General features: G+C 52.4%; 12 protein-coding genes. 7 read left to right on the top strand and 5 right to left on the bottom strand.

What is annotated here, in order from left to right:
• Positions 1-5 precede the first annotated feature (5 nt).
• From HRU79_03205 to HRU79_03175, 7 genes are read left to right on the top strand one after another with little or no spacing between them, the layout of a single operon-like run.
• The gene (locus HRU79_03205) at positions 6-1,886 is read left to right on the top strand and encodes a hypothetical protein (protein ID QOJ25709.1); all 1,881 of its coding nucleotides are present in this window, start codon (positions 6-8) and stop codon (positions 1,884-1,886) included.
• On the top strand, positions 1,886-3,715 hold the full coding sequence (locus tag HRU79_03200; protein ID QOJ25708.1) for a hypothetical protein: 1,830 nt from the start codon (positions 1,886-1,888) through the stop codon (positions 3,713-3,715). Before HRU79_03205 ends, HRU79_03200 begins: the two co-directional genes overlap by 1 nt.
• 28 nt (positions 3,716-3,743) lie before the next feature.
• On the top strand, positions 3,744-4,127 hold the full coding sequence (locus HRU79_03195; protein QOJ25707.1) for a hypothetical protein: 384 nt from the start codon (positions 3,744-3,746) through the stop codon (positions 4,125-4,127).
• Between the two features lie 11 nt (positions 4,128-4,138).
• Complete coding sequence (locus HRU79_03190; GenBank protein QOJ25706.1) at positions 4,139-6,259, top strand: hypothetical protein; 2,121 nt, start codon at positions 4,139-4,141, stop codon at positions 6,257-6,259.
• Entirely contained in the window at positions 6,256-8,358 is a 2,103-nt protein-coding gene (locus HRU79_03185) for a hypothetical protein (GenBank protein ID QOJ25705.1), read from the top strand. The genes HRU79_03190 and HRU79_03185 overlap by 4 nt, the downstream gene beginning before the upstream one ends.
• Positions 8,342-9,667 (top strand): hypothetical protein, encoded by a 1,326-nt coding sequence (locus HRU79_03180; protein QOJ25704.1) that lies wholly within the window; start codon positions 8,342-8,344, stop codon positions 9,665-9,667. Before HRU79_03185 ends, HRU79_03180 begins: the two co-directional genes overlap by 17 nt.
• Positions 9,664-10,509 carry a hypothetical protein gene (locus HRU79_03175; GenBank protein QOJ25703.1) on the top strand — a complete coding sequence of 282 codons (846 nt, stop codon included), beginning with the start codon at positions 9,664-9,666 and terminating at the stop codon, positions 10,507-10,509. Before HRU79_03180 ends, HRU79_03175 begins: the two co-directional genes overlap by 4 nt.
• A 188-nt stretch (positions 10,510-10,697) precedes the next feature.
• Here HRU79_03175 and HRU79_03170 read toward each other — a convergent pair whose 3' ends face one another.
• The 5 genes from HRU79_03170 to HRU79_03150 form a co-directional block, all read right to left on the bottom strand.
• Positions 10,698-12,827, bottom strand: a complete 2,130-nt coding sequence (locus HRU79_03170) for a hypothetical protein (GenBank protein QOJ25702.1) — start codon at positions 12,825-12,827, stop codon at positions 10,698-10,700.
• A gap of 63 nt (positions 12,828-12,890) precedes the next feature.
• On the bottom strand, positions 12,891-14,990 hold the full coding sequence (locus HRU79_03165; protein QOJ25701.1) for a hypothetical protein: 2,100 nt from the start codon (positions 14,988-14,990) through the stop codon (positions 12,891-12,893).
• A gap of 107 nt (positions 14,991-15,097) precedes the next feature.
• On the bottom strand, positions 15,098-17,215 hold the full coding sequence (locus HRU79_03160; GenBank protein QOJ25700.1) for a tetratricopeptide repeat-containing sensor histidine kinase: 2,118 nt from the start codon (positions 17,213-17,215) through the stop codon (positions 15,098-15,100).
• Positions 17,216-17,303: 88 nt separating this feature from the next.
• Positions 17,304-19,412, bottom strand: a complete 2,109-nt coding sequence (locus tag HRU79_03155) for a hypothetical protein (GenBank protein QOJ25699.1) — start codon at positions 19,410-19,412, stop codon at positions 17,304-17,306.
• Positions 19,413-19,543: 131 nt separating this feature from the next.
• On the bottom strand, positions 19,544-21,640 hold the full coding sequence (locus HRU79_03150; GenBank protein ID QOJ25698.1) for a tetratricopeptide repeat-containing sensor histidine kinase: 2,097 nt from the start codon (positions 21,638-21,640) through the stop codon (positions 19,544-19,546).
• Positions 21,641-21,719: the final 79 nt, after the last annotated feature.

The following is a 21,719-nucleotide window of genomic DNA, read 5'->3' as shown; positions in this document are numbered from 1 at the left end:
AAACAATGCCGTCGCACACGACCTCAGCCTTACGGCGCGCAACGGTAGCAATCATCCTGCTTGGGGCAGGCATGATAGTGCATGTATCGCACGCAGTGGCTCAGAATTCGGAAGTCACGTGGCAAACCTTTCGGATAGAGCGTAATGCCGATCCGGGAAAGTACATCACGTTTGAACCCCCGAGCACGCCTATATCTCCGTACTCGATCACCTGGCCGGCATCGGGCCCCGGATCCGGACTGTTGTTTATTAGTCAGCTTGCCTCGCCTGACAGCGTGCTGCTGACTGGTGCAATATCTACTGACCAGCTGATCGAAGTTCAGTCCATCTGGCAAATGAACATTCGGCGGAAGACCATCATTCTGGAAGGGGGCGGACCTCAGGTAACACCCGGGTATATAGCCAGCGATTTTCAGGGATCACGCTCCGGAGGCCAGACTGCCACCGGTGACCGCTCGATCATCATGGGTGGCTCGTCAAATGCCGTCAGTGCCTCAGTTGGTGCACTTGGGGGCGGACAGGGTAACGCCGTTTCCGGTACCAGCAGCGCAATTTTGGGCGGTTCGGCCAACGCCGTCAGTGGCTATGCCGCGGGAATTTTGGGTGGCACCAGCAATGCCGTCAGCGCTACCAGAGGTGTGATACTGTCGGGTGACGACAACGCCGTCAGCGGTCACGCCGGCGTTGTTCTTGGCGGCTCAGACAATGCCGTCAGCGCCAACCAGGGCTTCCTGGGTGGTGGTGCAAGTAACGCCAACTCGGGTGACAATGCAACGTTGTTTGGGGGCTATGATAACGCAACCAGCGGCACCCATGCCATCCTGTTTGGCGGATGGCATAACTCGGTTTCATCAACCAACGAAGCCACACTTATTGGCGGCATGAATAACGCCGTCAGTGGCAACAATACCTTTGTTGGTGCAGGCTACAATAACACAGTCTCCAGTGACCAGGTAGCTGTTTTTGGCGGCATGAATAACACCGCCAGCGGCAACCAGAGCACGCTGCTGGGCGGACGCCAGAACCAGATTTCCGGCTCGCAGGGCACCATCATGGGCGGGCAGGCAAACCGCGCAGCCGGCGGCAGCCGCGTTACCATCGGCGGTGGACGCGAGAACCAGAGCTCGTCCAACTACGCCACCCTGAACGGTGGGTACAACAATACCATCTCGGCGCAGTACGGCACGATTATGGGCGGACAGAACGCCACCTACAGCGGACAGGACGGACTGCTCTTTAACGGTAGCAGCAGGGCATTCTCGGTGTCAACTACCGGCATTTTTGCAATCAATAACAACCATATCTGGATTGCCAACAACAACGGTACACCTACGGCCGTGCGATTTTACGAAGCCCAGAGTGGTACCGGAGCCTTCCCGGCAGCAGCAACAGCCTACGTTGGGTTTACAGCCCCTTCGTCAACCGCAGGTTCATCTGACAACACCTACACCATGCCGGAATCAATTGTTACCACCGCCGGCAGGAAGGGTCTGGTAATTTCGGCCTCACCGGCACCCACTACCACCACAGCCTCCACCGAATGGTCAGTCCTGAAGGCATACACGGTAACCGGCGTAACCGCCACCGCTGCCACAACGAATATTGCCGCAGCCTCGCTTAATGCAGACCAGCCTGTAAAAATCAATCCGAACAACACACCCGCAAACCGCCGAATTACACTTTCCAACGGCAGTACCGACGGGATGGTGGTTACACTCTACGTTTACAACGCAACGGCAGGCAACGGTGTACGGTTGTATGGCGCCGATGCAAACCTGGCACTGGCAGGCGCTGCCAATGCCGACCTGAATCAACTTGACAGTATTACCCTTGTTTGGGACAACACATCCACAAAATGGATCGAGATTGGGAGGTCAGCAAACTAATGAAAATTACAGTATTATCCCGCACCCTTGTGGTGGCATTGGCCATCATCTCTGCCACCGTTCTTTCGGCACAGAACAGTCAGATCACCGTCCAGGAAATCCGCATCGAGCGTGCCGTTCAGCCCGGTGACTTTATTTCGCTTACACCACCCAACGCTACCATCACGCCGTACACCATGGTATGGCCGCCGGAGCCGCCGGCAACGTCCGGGTTAGCTCTCATGGCTACCGGCACCGGTCCGTACCAGCTTATCTGGGGTGTTCCCACCGGTATGTCATTCGAAATTGTGTCGAGCACCAACGGCAACCTCCGCAGGGTGGGTCCGCTGAACGAAGGCGGTATTACCGGTACACCCGGGGCATGGTCTAACGACTTTCAGGGATCGCGCACCAACCCCTCGCAAACCGCCAGCGGCAATTATTCGCTCATTGCGGGCGGACGTAATAACACTGCCAGCGGCGACTACTCGCTTGTTCTTGGCGGCATGGGCAACACCGCCTCGGGTGCAAAAGCCTCGGTTGTTGGCGGTGAAAACAACACCGCCAGCGGTACCGGCTCGGCAGTATTGGGCGGGCTTTCCAATTCCAGCGGTGGACAGAACTCAGGTATTGGTGGCGGCCAAGGCAACAGCGTCACCTCTACCGGCACCAACAGCTTTGTTGGCGGCGGACAAAACAACACCATCTCCGGTGGCAACTCATTTATTGGCGGGGGTGCAAGCAACCTTGCCAGCGGAATGTACACGGTAATTGGCGGCGGTGCTAACAACAAGGCCACCGATACGGCTGCCGTTGTGGGTGGCGGATCAAATAACACCGCGTCAGGTAAGCGCAGCGCTATCGGTGGAGGGAATAACAACAGCGTCAGTGGCGAATACTCGTTTATTGGTGCCGGTGACGGTAACAGCGTCAGCGGTGTTGCCTCTGCCATTGGCGGCGGCGACGATAACGAAATCAGCGGTGACTATGCCGTGATTGGCGGCGGACGCGATAACAATAACGGTCAGGACTACGGCGTGATTGGCGGTGGTGAAGATAATGTGATGAGTACCGGCACCCACAGCTCGATTACCGGTGGGAATAACAACAACATTACCGGCAGCTACAGCTTTATTGGCGGCGGACAAAACAACACCATTGGCTCGGACTACGCAGCAATCCCGGGCGGACAAGCCATGACGCTTGCCTCCGGCGCCGACGGCTCGTTTGGTTTTAACGGCAAGAACAGTGCTATGTCGGTCTCGGCAGCAGCGTCGTTTGTTATTGCCAATGCCGACCTCTGGCTTGCCAATAATGACGGTACGCAGCGTCAGCTCAGGTTTTATGAATCGTACGGTTCTACCGGCTCGTTTCCCGGAGTTGCCAACTACGTAGCCTTGCAGGCACCATCCAGCATGTCTGCTAACAACACCTACACCCTGCCGTCATCCATTGGTAAAACCGGCCAGGTTCTCTCCATTGCCTCGGGTGCTACAAGTAGCAGTGCAACCCTGGAATGGACAACTGTTGTGAACAGTGTTGTAAATACCGTTAATGTTACCGCCGATGACCAGGCGATAACCGCTGCACAGCTTGACGGCATTACCTTTTTGCGGTTAAGCAGCAATAACGGTCCGGCCAACCGCACGGTAACCCTTGCCAACGGCGCGTACGACGGCTTGCGTCTGATTATCAGATGCGTTGCCACAGGCACCAATGGCGTAGAAATCGTTAACGGCGGCAACATGGCAATGAATGCCAACGTGCAACTCCAAAATCAGGATACCATTACGCTACTCTGGGATAGCACACAGTCGGTATGGATAGAACTGTTCAGGAGCGATAACTAAGCGCGACGGTGTCGCACTCGGTACCCGGATGATAAAGTTCATTATCATAACAGCCCTTGGCCTCCTGTCACTTGCCTCTGTGCAAGCACAGCAAACGGTACTGGTAAACAGTGGTGAAACCATTACTGTTACCGGCGGGGGACTGTTGTATGTATCGGGCGACACCCGGATTGATGCCGGACGAATTAACGCAATGAACCTCTCCACCGTGGAGTTTCACGGCTCGGTTTCGGTGATAACCGGCGGCCTGTACCTGTACATGGACGCCTCCGGTTTAATTACCGGTGACCTGGAGATCAGGCAGACGGCAACATGCTGGCGGTACAAGCCCGGTGTTTTAACGATTGAAGGTACAATCCGCAACAGCGGAACCCTGAACAACGAAGGCGAAATTGTTATCGGGAAGCCATAGGCAAACGTATCGTGCTGAACAGCTATAACCATACAACCCATTCGCAGTCGCGGAACCCAATACCTGCCGGTGTGGTTCTGCTCCTGTGTCTTTTTGTTGGGTGGGGAACCGTGCACGGTAACGCTCAGAACCTTGAAAACAGCGTCACCGGTACCGTTATCAACAGCGGCGTTATCAGATTCCGTGATAACAACGGAACCTTTAAGAACGATGCGCCCTACTCGAATATCTCCAACAACATCATTCAGTTCGAAGGAACCGGCAATACGTTTACTGACGGTGCGGGTGATACGAAAGGGGCTACGGCACTGGGACATAACCCGCAGTGGCGGGTTCCCGGGATGGTGCGGTATGCACAACCGGCGGATGGACAGCAACTGGTACAGCAACGGTATTATAAAAATTTAGAAATGGCCGACAAGGCTGGGAAACTGATACCCGACAGTGTCTTCGTGTCGGAACAGTACACCATCTTCCTCTCGGGTCCGCGCACCTACAATGGCACCTTTTTTTACGACGGTACCGAACCACAGTACATCATGCAGGAGAAGGAGCTGAGCGGGACAGTAAACCGGTATAACAACATGACCCTGCTGCACGGTCCAAAAACCGTGGCATCCGGCTACGAAGTGCGTATGGACGGAGTCTTTTGGAATGACACGGTAAGCCCGCTGTACGTTGAAGGCGACTTTACCTGGGGCTCGCACTCGTTTGTGAACGCACAGGTAACGATTTGGGCAGGCGGACGTCAGACCACCGGCTGGGGGCTAACCCACCTGCATGCCAATGTAGATGTTGCCAATGGTTTGTTTGTTGTTGCCGATCATTCCGACACCGTTATCATCTATCCCGATATTGTGGTTGGATTACAGAATAACGCCGCCGCTCAGCTTGCCATGGGTGAGAACACCCACCTTCTGGTTCTTGGTGACTACCGGAATGCCTATCCCAACTACACCAATGCCACCTTCCATCCTACCTCGCTGGTGGAATACGCAGGACAACAGGATCCGCAAGTAATTCAGGCTACAGCCGAATCGAATCCGTACGGGAACCTTACCACCGCCAACACACTGAAAACCGCTAACGGCAACGTGTACGTGGCATCGGCACTTATGGTGCGCGACACCAATGTGATGATGGTACCGCATACCATGAGCCTAACCGTAGGCGACGCTACCTACACCAATAATGCTGAAGTTATTGGCGCCTTCAGACGTTTGCTGAGGGGGGCCGACACTAACAAGGCGTATGTGTATAACAACAGTGAAACCCACTCACTGTTTAGCGTACTGCCACAGGAATTTACCATGGACGTTCGGCCGCAAACACGTCCGAACGACTATAACGACCAGACCGATATCTTCAGAAAAATTACCGTCACCGCCGAAGGCAGTTGGCAGGCTAAAATCAGGGCAGGATACAAGGTCACCGACATCCCGTCAACATGGGTGCCCACAACATCGGAGCGACTGGTAAAAATGTATAATGCCTTCGCGCCGCCAAACGAACACTCCATTAAACTCACACCTACCGTACCGCCAACCTACACCCGGCGTCCGCTTTCCCAAAGTACCGGCATTGCGTATGTTGAGCTTACCGGCATTGCCAGTGCCGGACCTGACAACCTGCGTCTGGACAACGGCAACGACCTGTTGTTGCGTGCAAGCCGTGATGTGCTCAAGGCAGTTGCTTCCGGACGCTGGAGTAATCCGTTTACGTGGGACGAAGCGCGGGAGCCGGAACCGGAGGACAGGGTGATCATTGACGGCTTTACGGTGCATACCGGCTATGTGCGCGCCAATGATTACTATTCCATCCGGGAAGCCTATCCCGACAGTATGGCGCGTCAGGTTATCATTGGCAGCTCGCCCAACAGCGCCCTGTTGTTTGGCTACGAAGCCCCCGGCGTCTGGAACTCATTTTCGTTAGTACCCGACTCCACCGTCAGCCTGCTCTCTCAGCGTATTGTTCCCTCGTTTGTGCAGGCCGACGCTCTTGATACAAGTGCCGACAATATCGACGGCGGTTTAATTGTGTATCGTGGTAGCAGCTTTTTAACACCCAACCTGATTGTGGCACCCGGTGCCGCCGTTAATAACGCAGGTACCGTACTTGTGGGTGTGCCATGACACAAAAGTTAAACAATGCAATTATCTGGTGCGTGCTGCTATCGGCAGTTACCATTGCCGTCAGTCAGCAGCCCAGCTCGCTGTTCTCCGAAGGCGAAATCCGCAATACAGGTACCATTAAAATCAGGGGTGACGCGCAGTTCACGCAGGACAGTATTGGCGGTATTGTCCGCTACGAACGCAACTACGCCGCTGACTCGCAGCTTGTTGCCCAGCTAACCTACGCCAACGTGCACTTTGAAGGCAAAAGCCGGAAGATGATCCTTAGCCCCCTTCGGCCTCTGGTGGCAGACAGCCTCTTCTGGTCGCTTGACAGTTCCGTGACCTTTACGCTGATTCCCGACACCTGGATACAGGCAAACCGGACGGTTGTGCATGACGGACATATTAACCCCGGTGCCAGATACGGAAGGTTTGTGCTTCGCGGCACCGAACTACAGGATATTAGCGGCACAGGCAGCATTCCAATTGTGGAACTTGACAATAACGCCGGTGCGCGCATCACGCACGGTGGCGGATTACAGGTGGTTGAGCGCTTAGACCTGCAACACGGCAGACTTGATAACTCGGCTACTGACAACATTGCCATGCTCAATCAGTCGTGGCTGTGGCGTGATGACAGCGGATCGATTGCTATGGAACCCGCATGGGATACCCGCATGCACCTGAGGTATTATGGTGACAGCGCCATGCGTGGTGGACCCGAGATGATCAGAAATTCCTCGGCTATTGGGCACCTTGTAAATGATGACGTTGCCGGACTCTCACTACCGTACAGCATTACCGTGAATGACTCGCTTATTCTGCGCGGACACATCTTTACCGAACCCGATACCGGCAAGCGTTATGAACTCCGATATGCATCGGTCAACGATCCCGATTTTAAGGGAATGTGGCCCGAAGTGAACGGAACCATGGTCCGTACTACCCTGGTTGAGGGGAAAACCATGGTCATGAATAACAGGTTTACGTCAATTAAATTTGATGATGCCGCCGGCCGCGGTGCAGTAGTGCAGTACGCAATACGAAGTAAACCCAAAACCGTGCCCGAGCCCCTTACCGACATTACCTACAAGGTTGACCGATACCTGCAGCTCGAAGCACGCGACGCCAATGGCGACCGTGTTGCCGACAGCACCTACATGCTTACCATTGGCTACGCATGGCGTAATAAAGAAATTGACGGACTTGAAACACCGCAGGTTGTAGAAACAATACCGCAGCTTGTGGGACAGGAAACCCAGCTGGTGCTCATGCGTTACAATGGTCTTTCATACAACCCCTACGGCTTCTCGCAGTTGCCAACCACAGCAACATCGAATCCCATGGAAGCATGGCGCTTTAGTACGGCAGGCATGGTGCGTGCCAGCGGCGACTTTGCCATCGGACTGTCCACAGGCCCAATCTGGGTACTCAACACGCGGCTGCTGCTGGAAGGACCCATTCGGACCTACGGTGAAGACTTCACTCCCGTTATGGCAGCCGACCTTGCAGCCGCCGGCAGAATCCCGACAATGGCACCGGCTGTGTATCCGTACACTCTTGATCCGAAAAGACTAACCGATACGGCCATCGTTATTGGCGACAGTATTGTTGACTGGGTTACCGTTGAGTACCGCAAAACACCAACCGGCTCGGGGCCCGCCGAGTTGGTGCAGAACCTGCTGCTCACGACCACCGGTGCGGTGCTGGATCCGCGTACGCTGCGTCCGCCCATTGTTGAAGGCATTGATGCAGGCCTGTATAACCTTGTGTTCCGCCATCGTAACCACCTTGCCGTGGTTACCGAGGATAAAGTTGTTGTGGACCGCTCCAACCTTGGCTTTGTGCTTGACCTTACCACCGGCAGCGGCCTGCTGGGAGGTGCTGCCGCAGAGAAGCTGGTGGGCACCAGCAGCGGACGGCGTTTCTTTGCCCTCATTGCAGGCGAAGTGGAAGGGGCTGATGAGATTGCACGCTCTGATTACAACCTGATCTGGGGCACACGGAACCTTGAGGGATACCTGCTGACCGATACCGACTTAAACGGTATCGTCACAACACGCGACGCTAACGTTTCATGGAATAACAGAGGCAGACTGAGTGTTGCGCCACGCTAACCATCATAAACCGGTGATGCTCATTGCTGCCGTTTTCTGTCTTCTTGTTACGGCAGTGGTGGCACAGGCGCAAACACCCGATGCCCGCCTGGTGGTGAAGCCCGCACTTGATCCCAAGTACGACCGCGCTACGTTCGACCTGGTGCTCCGGCGCCTTACCGAGCGGTGGCAGTACTTTGCCAACATCACCATCCGGCTGCAAAGCACCGATCTTGCTCCAACCGGGGGCTATAATCCGGCAGTTCATAAAATTCAATTTGTTTATGATAGCTGTGACCTGCAGCTGGTGCCGTTCGATTCAGCGTCTATGAATGCATACACGCTGGACTACAACATCGTAAATGGCGATCTGGTGGTGAACATCCTGGGTCCGGACAGCGTTCAGAATGCCTATTCAATTCCCTCTACAACAGACTCCTTGCGGCTTGGACGGTTTATCATTACCAGCACCGACGGATCGTACGTACCCGAGCAGCTTGCCATTGTTCAGCCTTCAGATTACTATCAGGCGGCGGCATTTAAAATTGATCACGACAGTGTAACCGGAAACGGCAGCGGACGTAACACCTGGTTTAACAGGCATGACAACCCGCCAATGGTGGTTGAGTACGAAGAACGGCTTCCACCTCCCGACACCTGTGGCGCTATCTTTCATTTTTATGGCTCGTACATCGGCGATATGCAGGTGCAGCTTGGCTTTACCGTCAGCGACGAACACTGTTACGAAGGCTACATCATCGAGCGTGCTCTGGTGAACAGACAGCAGCCCGAAGTCCTGGATTTTCAGGGACGTTCGCAGCTTACCTACCTGAATGAACCGCGTCTGCGAAGCTGCTACTGTCTGGAACCGCAGGTACACGACAGCCTGTATGACCAGGTGGAATACCGCAGGGAAACCTATGCCTACCGACTGATTGGCAAGCGCCTGCCGTATTATGGCGATACCCTACAGATTATTGATACTCTGTTTTTATACATTCCCAACGCAATCATATCAAATGCCCGGATCCTTGAGAATCCGTTTCAGGACCAAACCACTGTCCGGTTTAATGTTGACGACAGGCTGAGGCTTACCGCAAAGGTTTTTGATCTGGGCGGACGGCTGATTGGCTACCTTGAAAACGATCAGGGGGTACCGATTGAAAATGTTGAATACGCAATAGGCATTGGCTATGAGCTCCGGTTTAAAGCCCCTTCCATAGCATCACAGGGGTTGTATAATATTTTATTAGTTGCTGTGCCGGTGAACGATTCCTCGTTTGACGAAGAAAGCAGCAGGGTAATTATCAAGGCGCAGTTACTGAGATGATAAACGCTGCAACCATAGTGCCCTGTACAAGAGCCGGTCATCGGATGGCTGTGCTGCTTGCAGTTCTGGTTATGAGTACCGCCGGAGTTTCCGCGCAGATATTTCAGACCAGTATCGACGATAACCTGGAGTATCCGCTTGATACGCTCATCCGCAACCACGAATGGTGGCTGGGTTTTGGAAGTTCGGCTTTTTATGCAGTAAACTTTGGAACGCTTACAGTTGATCTTGCGGGCGGAACCTCACCCGGGAGTCCCACGTACCGCGTTACGCCATCCGGCGGTACTGGTTACGGTATGGGCGTTGGACCTGCACTGGAATATCGGCCTCGGTTTTCGCAGCTTGGCTACATGTTGGCTGCGTTGGTAGAATGGCGTCATGCGTCGGCAGAGACAACCGTGCCGATTGCCTACGATAACTTTGCTTACAATGCTGTGTATGAATCACACTCTACGGTTGTGTATGCCGGTCTGGGTCTATCGGTTAAAGCGCAGTTAGGTGTTACCGGAATGTTTGCAATGGCAGGCCTGACCGCGGATGTACCGGTGGCGGTGACCAGTTCGTACTTGTGGCAGCATGAGTTGTGGAACGGTGAACTGCCAAGTAATCTTCCCGGTGCACCGCAAACCAGCATTAAGTGGAAAACAAACGTAAACTATATGCCTCGTCTTGGCTTACAGGTTGGATTTGGTCATGATTTTATGGTTGGTATGTTTGGTAACAGGAACCAATTGCTATCGCCATACGTTGTACTGCAGGGTGCAACTCCAACCGTTAGCGAACCGTCGGCATGGAACAATATTTCAATCCGTTTAGGCGCTGTATGGCGCACGGGTTTGTAGAAAATCGCACACTCCCAAAAACCATGAGGAGTGTCTGAGGTCAAACCGCTGCCTTGGCCAGCCCGCAAGGGAGAGCAGGCACGGTACGACGCACTCGTGGTTGTGCGAACTGAGGTCACAGTGAACCCTGCTTAGGCAGGGTTTGCTGTTTTTATCAAGGTATGTGGAACGGTACGATACTACCCGGTTTACCAAACGATAAAGTAGCCGGAAACTGCCGGTTGCTGCAGCGTGTTGCCGTCGTTAGCAGATCTGAAAACGTAGAGGCCTTTAGCCAGACCACCGATGCCACTAAGCACTCCGGCATTAGGTGACACGGTAAGGCTTGCAGTGCCGGCCACCATACCACCTATGTTAAAAATGTTTACGTCGTAAACCCCGATGACACCGTTTGTAATACCACCGGAAATATTCATCTGGTCAGACCGAACAATGCGCTCCTTTGGGGGAAGGGGGCTTTGGTTTTCGGCGATGCCCGAAACAACGCGAAGGCGGACAGCCGCAACCGTTCCCGGACCAATCGAAACCGCAATGGTGTGGTTGTCAATGAATGTCAGACACTTGTCGGAGCCATACGAAGCGTAGTCGGTGCCGCCCGGCAGCGGAAATGCTGTCCATGTTGCATCATCACGGTAGCGTACGTACAGCACGTTAGCCGATAAAATGGCAAAGGCTCCACTGTCCGAGGCTACGGCAATATCAAACGGACGTGCCGTTTCGGGAGTGCGCGTCCAGGTTTGGCCGTTATTGGTTGAAACGTTAAACGATACCGACGTGCCGGTAACAACAGCACCGGCACTGTTTGCAGCAATAAAATGTGGTGTTCCCATCGACGAATGAGGTACCGTCGTCCACGTAACTCCACCATTGCTTGTATAGTATAGATCGTTACTACTGTAATCTACCGCCCATACAACATTCTCTGAAACAAACTCCACCGGTGTTCCAATATTCCTGGTTTCACCATTGATGACAACCGGAACGGCCGTCCAGGTTTTACCCGAATCAGCAGACTTTTGGATTGTGCCCAGGCGGACAGCGTACAGGCACGTTGGGCTCACGGCTTTGAACAGCCGAAAGGACGACGTGGTTTGTCCATCGGTACTCAGATGCTGCGTCCACGTTGCACCGCTATCGGACGACGTAAACAGGTTATCGAACACGTGATCGGTTAGCATCCAGATAACGGAACCTCCGCCGGTACTGAGCCCCCTTACAGCTCCGTTTGCGTGAAAGGGAAGTTTTGTGGTTGTACCGTTCCGGTCAGCTCTGAACAGGCTGCCGTCGGTGCAGCCAAACAGCAAACTACTGTTGGAGGAGGGCAGGAAGGCAGTGGCGTGAAAGGCTGACCGTGTGGTATGCTGCTGCCAGCCTGAGTTTGCATTTTTCCGAACCATCACGCAGCCAGCCGTCCCAACGGCAACCATGCCGCCGTTGTACAGCGGCGTCATGTGCAGAATGGTAAGGGGTGCAACCGTTGTATTGGTTGTGAAGGTGACGCCATCGTTGGCAGAGTGCAGTATCTCACCGCTTTTTAATGCAGCGTAAACAGTATCATTGGCATCAACGCATAAATCAGTAACTGTGCCCGGCACATCAAGGGTAGAGAATACCCAGAACTGATCGTTGGGAGCGCGGCGGAACACACCCTTTTGTTCGGAACCAACCAAGAGCGTTCCGTTTGCAGTTATGCACAAACTTGTAAAGGTACCAGTGAACGCCGGCGCATACCGAACCGGCTCTGCCGCTCCGTACAGGGCAAACACGTCGCCGGCGGGGGTAAGCGCAAGTACTTTACCGTAAGCATCAACTGCCAGGTCGATACAATTGCCGTCGGTTAACAGCTTGTGAACCGTAAACGATGCTCCACCGTTATCGCTTATGGCAACCCTGCCAAGCGTGCAGCCAATGGCAACCACATTGTCCCGGGCAGCCACGCAGATAGCTTGTGCCGACTCGGGAAGGCTGACAGCCGAAAAATCAACGCCATTTGTGGACGTTAGCACTGAGCCGGTGCCGGTAACAAACCATACAGTGGTGTTTGCAGACGCGCAGCTAACTACGTTTTCGGAGGTCGGCAGCTCTGTCCAGTCACTGTTTTCACTACTGCCAACAGCCAACAGGTTGCCCTGGCCTGCAACGATGAAGCCAGTGCCGGTGCCAGTGCCAGTGCCGGATATTGCAGCAACTGATGAAAGGGTTAGTCCGGTTGGCCGGGGCGACAGCCACGTCCAGTCAGCAACCAGTTTTTGCGCCGACGTAGTGCCAGTAACAGCGCAGAGAGCCAGAACAGCAACGGAGAAATGAAAAAAACGCATCCGGAACTCAGGGGTAGATGAACAAATAACGTTCAGAAGTAAACAAAACTATGACATATTGGGTTAGGCCGGCTGCATGGTTAGCAGAAACATAGCACCATGAGGTTCTGCCGGAGCATACGAGATAACGGCCTTCATTCGTGCAGCCATTTTCTGACTCAGATACAACCCCAGCCCCGTACTCGGCTCACCACCCGTTGGCGTAGTTGAAAGCCGACCATATTTAGTAAACAAATTCACTACCTCGTTTGGCGGAATACCTGTCCCCTGGTCGGTGATGGAAAGTACAACGGCGTCGTGTCCGGACCGTGACTGACGGCCACGTGGTTTGTGAGGTTTGTTCTGAATGCCCGCCGGATGGGTATGCACAACAGAAACGGTAATGGTTCCGGAGTTCGGACTATGTTTAACGGCGTTGGACAGCAGGTTGTCGGCTATGGCATTAAAGAGTGTGGCATTGCCCAAAACCGTACAGTGTTTTGGAACGTGTTGGATAACTGACAGTTTTTTTTGCTGCAACAGTGAGGTACTGCGGCTGATAGTCTCGGAAATCAACAGTGAAATATCTACCGTATCGTTAACAAGTGCTTGTGACTGTTCCAGTGTTCTTCCAAAATCAAGGAACGTACTCACGATGTTATCCATCCGGCGAACCACGTCCATCATGACATGAACATCATCCAGCTGATCGGCAAACTCCGGCTTTGTGCGGATGGCATCGGCAAGTGTATGCAGTATGGTTTCAAGGTTTGCCAGAGGATGCTGCAGATCACGTGTTGCAATGGCAAGCATCTCGTCCTTATCGGCAGCAAGAGCAGTTAATTCGTTAACTGCGGCCGTGAGTCTATTGTTTGCATCTTTAATCTCACCGTGCCGTAGCTGGAAAATTTCTTCCTCACTTCGAATCTGCTCGTGTTGTCGTAACAGGTTAATGTGAGAAATATGTTTTTTAATAAAACCAGTATAGCGAACATAATACTCTGACATCCATCCCAGCACCCTTTCCATTTGCCATCCAGGAGTTTGTGCGCCCTCCATTGCCGTTGCAAGGCCTTCAACTACATTCGCTACGGTATCGAACGTAAATGATGTTGACAGGTTTTCACGTGCCTCATCAAGGATGACGGCAGCATCCTGAAACAGCCCTGCTTCCAGGTACATTAGGCCAAGTTGATGCTGCCACATTCCCGCAACATTATGATAGGAGTTTTCCTTGTTGTATGCAATTGCCATTGTGAAATATGACTCGGCTTGCCGGTAATCTTTGTGATGGGCAAGAACGAAGGCTTTAAATCCTTTCAGGTTCCCTTCAAGGTTGGGTGACGGGTATTGAGCAATGTACTGTTCTGTTTCAATAATCAGTTGCTGGACTGCATCAAAGTCACGAAGCACCACGTTCATCTCCATGCCGACTGTCAGAACGAACCCCCGTAGCAGCGGGGGAATAGAATAAGAGAGCTGCCGGGCTTCGTTGAACGTTGTACGGGCCAGGTCTGCATCCCCGAGCTTGGCATATATCTCGGCAAGCTGAGCCTTGGCCTGACAAACCAGCCAGTCCAGATTTGGTTCGGTGGCCAGTCTGCATATTTCTTCCAGGTAGTGCCTGGCGGTCTGTAATTCATCGCTCTGGTAGCAAAAGTGAGCATAAGCATGAAACGTCTGGAACAACATCAACGTGTCACCGGCAGCCTCGCACACCTCGATTGCTTTCAGATAGGCTTCGTTGGCTTCCAGAAGTTGGTTAGTACTGTCAAGGAGCGATGCCCTAATCACCAGGAGTTCAGGATTTTGATTATGCGAGTCGGAGGTGGCTGTGCTCAGGTAGTTATCCAGCATCTCAAGCGCCCGAAAGGGCAGTCGTCTGTTCATGAGAGCGGCGGCCTCAGCAAGTGCTACGGTTTCCCTAAGTTCCTCATTCCCCGTAGCGTAGGTCCAGGATTGCGCATACCAGAACTCTGACTCGTTGTATAACGCATGAGTCAGGAAATGCTGTCCCAGCTTGATTGAAAGATTCGTTTGTAACCACTTGCTGCTGCTGTGCTGAACCATTGCGATGATCCTACACCGGATCTGCTCAAGTGCCTCAGGATCTTGCTCTGTGATCAGGCTGCCAGTTAATTCCAACTGCTCAGCGGTAAACTCATTCGTTGGGTTTTGTTGCATAGAAAAAACCTATTGTCGTAACGGTATAAACGGCACGGTGCATATTAAAACATGATACGTAAAACGTCAGCCCCAACCTTTTCAATCCGGTTCCAATATATCATTTTTTATTGTGCAGCCAGCATTGTCAGCACAAAAGACGATCCCGTTGGTTCAGCCGGTTTGTAGGAGAGGTGAGCCTTCATTCTGGCTGCCATTTTCTGACTCAGGTACAGCCCCAGGCCAGTACTTGACTCACCACCCGTTGGCGTTGTTGAAACACGTCCATACTTAGTAAATAAATTGCTTACTTCACTTGCCGGGATTCCTGTCCCCTGATCCGTAATCGTGAGCAGAACAACTGTTGGCGGCTGATGCCGGGTTCCGGCAGCCGGCGGAGAGGCTTCCTCCGTGGTGTCTGTGGTAGCCGAAATAGCCAGTGACACGGTAATGGTTCCGGAGTGGGGACTATGTTTAATGGCGTTGGACAGCAGGTTGTCGGCAATGGCAGTAAAGAGTGTGGCATTGCCAAAAGCTTTGCAGGTTTTGGGAATCGTTTTCGTGATGGACAGATTCTTCTGCTTCAGAAGCGAAGCGCTGCGGCCAACAACCTTGACGATGAGTGCCGCAACGTCGATTGTATCGTTTTCCAGGGTTTGTGACGTAGCAAGCGTGGCACTATAATTCAGGAAGGTGCCGGCGATTGTCTCCATTCCGTGGACAAGGTCCAGCATGGAGTGAACATCTTGTACCTGGTCAGCATACTCAGGAATATCAGCCATGGTGTTGGCAAGCGTATGCAGCATGGTGTTCAGCTTTGTAAGCGGACTGCGTATGTCACTGGCCGCAATGGCAAGCATTTCGTCTTTATCAGTAGCAAGGGCAGTGAGTTCGTTAACCGCTAACGTGAGTTTTTCGTTGGTATCTCTGAGGTCAACCTCGCGCAACTGAAATATCTCTTCACGACTTCGGGTTTGTTCATTCTGTCGGAGCCGGTTAATATTGGAAATATGTTTTTTTACAAAATTTGCATATTGTGTTGAATAGCTGTTTGTCCACACAAGCAACTGTTCCATTTGCTTCGGGGCGGCTCCAGCTCCTGTCAGAGCATCGGCCAAAGCTTCGACCGACTTGATCACCAGCGAGTTAATGTATGCTGTTGCAAGGTGTTCCTTAGCCTGATCCAGAACCTTGACTGCATCACTGTATTGTTTTTGTTTCAGGTACATCACACCCAACTGGTACAGCCATGATCCCAGCCCTGAGGGGTAGAAGTTATTGGTATTGTACGCGATTGCATCTCGAAAAAGCTGTTCAGCCCGCTGAAAACTATTGGCACGGGCCAGCAGGATTGCCTGAAATCCTTTAAGGTTGCATTCCTGGTCTGGTGCCGGGTAGAGAGTTAGGTGCTGTTCCATTTCCAGGACAAGCTGCTGTATCATGCCATAGTCTTCCAATTCCAGGAACACCTCCAGCCCCGTCATCAGAACGAATGCCCTGTTCATCGGTGCGGTCCTGGTGTTTGTATCGGCGTAGGCGATGCCAAATTTCATGCGGGCAAGATCGGCCTTGCCTTGTTTTGCATACACTTCGGCTAACCGTACCATCGTCTGGCATTGAATTTCGGTAATCTCCAGCTTGGCTGCCAATGCGTATGTTTTCTGCAGGTAGTCAACAGCAGTTTGATATTCTTCGTGACGGTAACAAAAATGGGCATAGCCGTGGTAGGCAGTGAGTAACTCGTATTCGTTGTTTCGTGCTTCTGATGTCTCGATTGCCTTCAGGTAGGTTTCGTTGGCTTCATCCGGACTACCCGTCAGACTCAGCAGTCCGGCTTTGGCACTAAGTGCGGCACACTCAAACTGTTTGGCAGCAGGCAAGTGGGTGCGAATGAAGTCGTCAAGTATCTGCATTGCCTTGTATGGCTGACGTCTGTTCATCAGCGCGGTAGCCTTCAGGATTCCAACGTAGCCCTCAAGTTCCGGGCTTCCTTCCGCAAGATCTCCGGCACGATGCAGCCAGGTATCAGCATCAGTGTACAACGCATAGATTCCATAGTGGTGGCCAAGGGCTGCAGCCAGGACAGTTTTTAACGGCAGGGAATCCGTCTGATCGAAAATTCCCGTTAACCGATATCGCGTATGCTTCAATTCGTCGAAACTGTTTGTTGACTGCAGCTCGTTGAGCAAACCCTTCACAATGCCCTTCTGCTCCGGGATAAGACATGTTAACGTGTTCAGGAGCATTGTACCGGCCGATAACGATGATTGTTGGTGGTGTTACGTTTTCTCATGGCGTTATTGAATGCTCTGTCCGGTTGTTGGTTATATACCATTAACTCAGAATTGCAGGTTTCATGCGCAGGGTAAATGTAGCACCGTGTGGTATCGATGGTTTGTATTCAAGTTTCGACATCATCCGTGCAGCCATGCGCTGGCTTAGGTACAAGCTCAGACCGGAGCCTGAATGTTCAGCGGTCAGTGTTCCCGGCGTATTATTCTGCCTGGTAAAAAGCATGGATGCTTCGTTGGCTGGAATGCCCGGTCCCTGATCAGCGATAACCACGTCAATCCACTGTGACCCGGGGTCATCCGGGCTATCTGAATCCCGGACAGACTCCGTTGGTGTGTGTTGTACCGAAATGGAAATTGTCCCGCCTGGCGGACTATGTTTTACTGCATTCGAAATCAGGTTGTCAACAATAGCATTAAACAGTGTTACGTTGCCAATCGCCCAGGTGTCACCGTGAATATTGGTCGTAATCGTATGTTCTTTTGATTTGATGAGGGCGGTGTGCCGATCTGTTGCCTTGCGAACCAACGTGGCAACATCATTTGTGTCGATCAGTAGTGCCGGTGTTTGCCCCAGTTTCCGTCCGAAGTCCAGGAATGTTCGTACGATACCTTCCATACGGTTCACGATATTTCCCATTGCCTGAATATCTTCCAGCACGTCGGTGTTGCCTGGGATACCGGCAGTTCGTGTGGTCATGAAGCTCAGCATTGAACGCAGGCTTGCCAGTGGGTTTTGCAGGTCGTGGGTTGCAATCGACAGCATTTCATCCTTCTCGGCGGTAAGCTGGGTTAAGTCATTTACAACAGCGGTAAGCCTCTCGTTGGTTTCCTTCAACTCGATATGCCGGAGCTGGAAAATTTCTTCCTGGTTTTTTCTTTGTTCGTTATGCCGGAGCTGTGTAATTAGCGTGATATGATTTTTAACAAAGTCTGAGTACCGTCGGGAATATGCGTTTGACCATATCAGGAGCTGTTTGATTTCGGCCAGTGGTGCATGATTTGCCACAAGGGATTTGGCAAGCATCTGTATCGTCTGGGTCATGATACTGGTAACAAAGTACGGTGCCATGCATTCCCGTGCTTCGTAGAGCACGCTGATTGCACGCTGATAATCATGCTTTTCAGCAAGCATGATACCCAGTTTGCTCAGCCAGGAACCATACCCAACGATGTACTTGCTTTCCTTGTAAGCGATGATTGCTTTGTGGAAATATGCTTCAGCGCCGGTGTAATCCTTTGAATCGGCCAGCACGATTGCCTGGAAACCCTGCACTGCACCACGGTATGATTCAGAGGGATGGATTTGAAGGTGTTCGTTGGCCTGCTGCAGGGTTCGTTTCAGTTCCTCCATGTTACACAGCACATCATACATTTCCAAACCCGTAGCCAGTACAAACGATGTAGCTCCGGGTACGTTGCCAGCCCAGGCAAGTGACAGTGCATGGTTGTACTTTTTTATGGCGGTATCTGCTTCACCAATTCTGGCATGCACCAACGCCTGCCGTGCCATGGTTTGCGACTGCCCCATATTAAAATTAATCTCAACGGCGCTATTAAACGCTTTTATCAGGTATTCCAGTGCAGTACCATACTCCTCATGGCGGTAGCAGAAGTCAGCATAGCCATGATACACCATAAAGTTCAGCTTGTTCCTGCCAATTTCTTCCGAAGCTCCGATGGCCAGAAGGTATGTTTCATCAGCTTCCAGCGACCTCCCGGCATTGTCCAGAATTTTAGCTTTGATATTGATGATGCGGACGAAAAGACTACGATGAGTTTCGTACTCTTTGGCGTTAATCGATTCGAGTACGTCGAGAGCTTCCAGGGGCTTATGCAAATTCATCAGCATGGTTGCATGCGTGCACACTACCCAGGCATGTAAAAAACGATCAGCAGCGGCAGACCTTCGCGCATTTTCCAGCCATTGTTCTGACGCTTCCATCATTGAGTGCAGCTGGTAGTGCTGGGTAAGGGCTATGGCAATGAATGTTTGAACATAGTGGTCAGTGGTTGACTCAAACAAGGCAATAACACGACCTCTGGCTTCGGTGAGACCGGCACCGCAGCCTGAAACCGAGAGTTCGGTTTCGGCGTTGTTAATAATTGTGCGCTGCTCTGCAGTCAGCCAGCTTGACTCAATGGTGTCCATTACCTAAAGTATGTTGTACGGTAGCCTACGTATACGACCAAGATACAACCTGCGCTGTAATATGCCAACCGTCGTCGGGATTTCTGCAGAATGGGTGGAGCGGTGTTCAACAATGAGCATCAAACAGTGTATTAGTCCAGTGAAACTGGCAGACTGAACAGGAACGAAGCGCCATCGGAATACTCCGGCTCGAAGATGATGGTGGCATTCATGCGTTCCGCCATTCGTTTGGAAAGGTACAGCCCAACACCCATACTGTGTTCGCCAGCGGTGGGTCGGGCCGAGAGCTGGGTGTACTTTGTAAACAACAGCGGCTGCTCCTGTTTGCTAATTCCCGGTCCCTGATCCTTTACCCGTACCGAGGCCAGTCGCTTACCACCCTTGTCCGGAAACGTGCTGGCCTTTACGGTTACCGGTGCAATCACTTCTACGGATATGGTGCTGTGTGGTGGTGAATACTTAATGGCGTTCGAGATAAGATTGTCCAGAACTGCGTCCGTAACCGACGGATCGCCTACCGCCCATACCGTTTCGGCCGGTACACTGTGTTCAATCGTTATTCCCTTTCTGTCGGCGCGGCCTCGACTCCGTTGTACGGCATTTTTCGAAACCATCTGCAGATCCATCTTAGTAACACCAATTGCCGGGTACGGTCCCTGTGGTTTCAGTTCCATAAACGAATGTACGATCGTCCCCATCCGGTTTACGGTAAGCTGCAGCTCGCTGAGTTCATCAACCAGCGCATCTTTATCAATCGAGTCATACCGGGCGATCAGTGTTTTTAGCAACGCATTCATATCGGCCAGCGGATTACGCAGGTCATGAGCGGCAATTGCGATCAGGTCATCTTTTTCAGCCGCAAGCTCGGTGAGTTTGCTATTTGCCGCAATCAGCTTATTGTTGATTTCGTTGAGTTCGATATTGCGGAGCCGGTGAATTTCATCGGCCTGGTTCTCACGCTGATGGGTAAACCGGGCATGCATCTGACGCAGCCGTTTAATGGTGCGCTCGCCAAAAACGCGACCGAACGACACCAGCCACTGTGATGCAGCTTCGTAAGCATTTTTATAGTCGCCGGTTGCTGCGTAAGCAGAGCTCAGAGCGTTTACGGCAAGAAAGGTGTGGATATATGCCTTCGCATCGGCAAGCATGTTCACGGCCTTGTTCAGGTGCGAAATTGCAGTATCGTGTTTTCCGGTACCTGAATACAACCTGCCCAATTCCAGGTGGCTTAGCCCCGTGTTGAGTTTGTTCTTTTGCTCCATTGAAATGCGTAGCGCCTGATGCATGTACATTTCTGCTGCAGCAAAATCGCCGTGGCGTGCATACATCTTGCCCTTGGCGTTTGCCAAAGCCCCTTCACAAACCGGAAACGGATGTTGCTCCAAATACGCCTGAGCATCGGCAAGGCAGGCGTCGGCAGCAGGGAAGTTTCGGAGTGTCTCAAAAATCTCGATGGCATTAACCTTTACAACGGCAATCACCATGGGAATGTTTGCCATTGCAGCGTACAGTTTAGACTCTTCGTATTTCTGTAAACACTCTCCGGTTTCACCTCGTTTGGCGAACAACAGGGCAAGGTGACCCGTGGTGGTTGCCAGTCCGGAAAAATTATTCATCCGGGATTCAATCTCGTAGGCTTTTACCAGCATTTCATGGGCCGTGAGCTCGTTGTCCAGCTGCAGGCAAAGCTCTGCATAGTTGTAGTAGGCGGTTGCCATGCCGCTGGGTGATTCTAACTGCTCGTACAGCTCGATAGCCTTGAGGTATTTTCCCTCGGCTTCGTCGGGATGGCCCAGCGAAGCAAGAAGTCCGGCATGCAGCATAACAAAACGGGCAGCCATGCGGACGTTGGTTTCAAGGTGCGCACGGTTAAAACTGTTCACTGTCTCCAGAGCTTCCTGATACTGTCCGTTGCGCATCTGGATACTTGCCCGCGTATAGGCAACCCACGCTACTGCGCTGGCATTGCCGTCAGCCGCCATCGAGGCTTTGTCCAGCCACAGCAACACCAAATCATGCTCGGCTATCGTATGGTAATACTCGGCAATGACGGTACACAGCTCAGTTTTTACCTTACTGTCCTTACACAGCGTGGCTGCCTCGACGGTTTCGGTGTGAAGGGCGGCAAACTCACCGGGGTTCGGACTTGATACCAGGCCACGCCGCGCTGAGCGAAGTATGGATTTAAAATGGTCTAACTGTTCAGGAGTGTGAATTGACGTCATAAACCAACCTTTCTGGTCTGCCAAATTACGGAAACATGTCAACCCAATAAACGATCTCAGCGCTGCCTGTGCCATTTGT

The organism is Ignavibacteria bacterium, from assembly GCA_015709655.1.
GTDB lineage: Bacteria > Bacteroidota > Ignavibacteria > Kapaibacteriales > Kapaibacteriaceae > OLB6.
Note: the sequence above shows the minus strand (reverse complement) of the source record. Positions and strands in the feature narration are given on the sequence as shown.